General features: G+C 53.7%; 1 protein-coding gene. It reads right to left on the bottom strand.

Annotated features, from left to right (window positions below):
• A partial coding sequence (locus EN935_RS36925; protein ID WP_206534679.1) for a hypothetical protein occupies positions 1–589 on the bottom strand: 589 nt, incomplete at its 3' end.
• Positions 590–1,170 lie beyond the last annotated feature (581 nt).

Below are 1,170 nucleotides of genomic sequence, written 5' to 3'. Positions count from 1 at the left end.
CGATGATGCCGAACGAAGAAGCCACCTGTTCATAGGCTTCGCTGGCGTTCAGTCGGCTGATCTCGCTAGAATTGAAGTTGCGGAATTTGATCCGCGCAATCTTCTTGACGGCGCTGGTCGTCCGTAGGGTGGATTCAGTGGGGGTCGGAAGTTGAAGGATGAAAACCGGCTGATCCTTATTTTTCGCCAGTTCAGCCCAGCGGGTCGTTTCATCGCGTTTTGACAGGGTGCGAACAAGAACGTGATCATAGTCGTAGCCGTCATGGCCCAGGGTATCTAGCAAGCCGATGGCTTTGACCGGTTGGAAGTCCATGTGGGTTGAGCGGATCAATCGTGTGGGCTTTTGCAATCCGATCGCAAATCCCAGTTCGTAGGTCACGTTGTGATTGACGAGAGAGATGTCGGCAATGAAAGCGTCGGCGCCTTCTATCCAGCTTTCCACCGACCGCGCAACTGGTGAGCCCGACGTGTCAAGTGTCGACCATGGCGTTATTGATCGATCGGAAGTTGAAGCCGATTTGCAGGCTGCGACAATCATATCACCATGGAACTGATTGCCGGAGGCGTATGCGACAAAAACCGACGTCACTTGCAGCTTACCCCCGAATCCAGCAACGGAGCCTATCGACAATAGACCGAACGCTCAACTCAGTTTCCGATTATGTTGCGACTATCGTTGTGCAGTTCAGCCACCACCATGTTTGGAGCAGAAGTAACGTTTGCCGCTGGCATACCGTTCGAGTGTACCGGCATCCTCCCCCTTTGGGTAAAATCACGACGATGTCACTTCAAACCGGAATGTCGGCTCTTGCGTGTTAGATAACCTCTGCCGCTTCCTGTTAGCCGAAATTGCAATCAGGCCCGCTAACAATCGTGGTTGCGCCTTTAGGGTCATCGTGGTTGAGACCGCAGGCGGATTAGGACTCGTTATTGGCTTTGCGATCGGCTCATCGCTGCTGACAATCGGTGACCTATATAAACGGGCATGTCCACTCGCCGAAAAATCAACGCAACAGCGAAGCTGATTGGAGAGTGGCCTTTAACCCCGGCTGCAACGCTTGGATCGTCCGTCAGAGCGAGGGGTATATTTCTCGAAATACGCGCCCGCCTTCCAACGGAGTTCAGGAAACTGCTCCATATCGAGTCCCGCGTGCTCACCCTGCGCGTGTC

The sequence above is a fragment of the Mesorhizobium sp. M7D.F.Ca.US.004.03.1.1 genome, assembly GCF_003998635.1.
Classification (GTDB): domain Bacteria; phylum Pseudomonadota; class Alphaproteobacteria; order Rhizobiales; family Rhizobiaceae; genus Mesorhizobium; species Mesorhizobium loti.
Note: the sequence above shows the minus strand (reverse complement) of the source record. Positions and strands in the feature narration are given on the sequence as shown.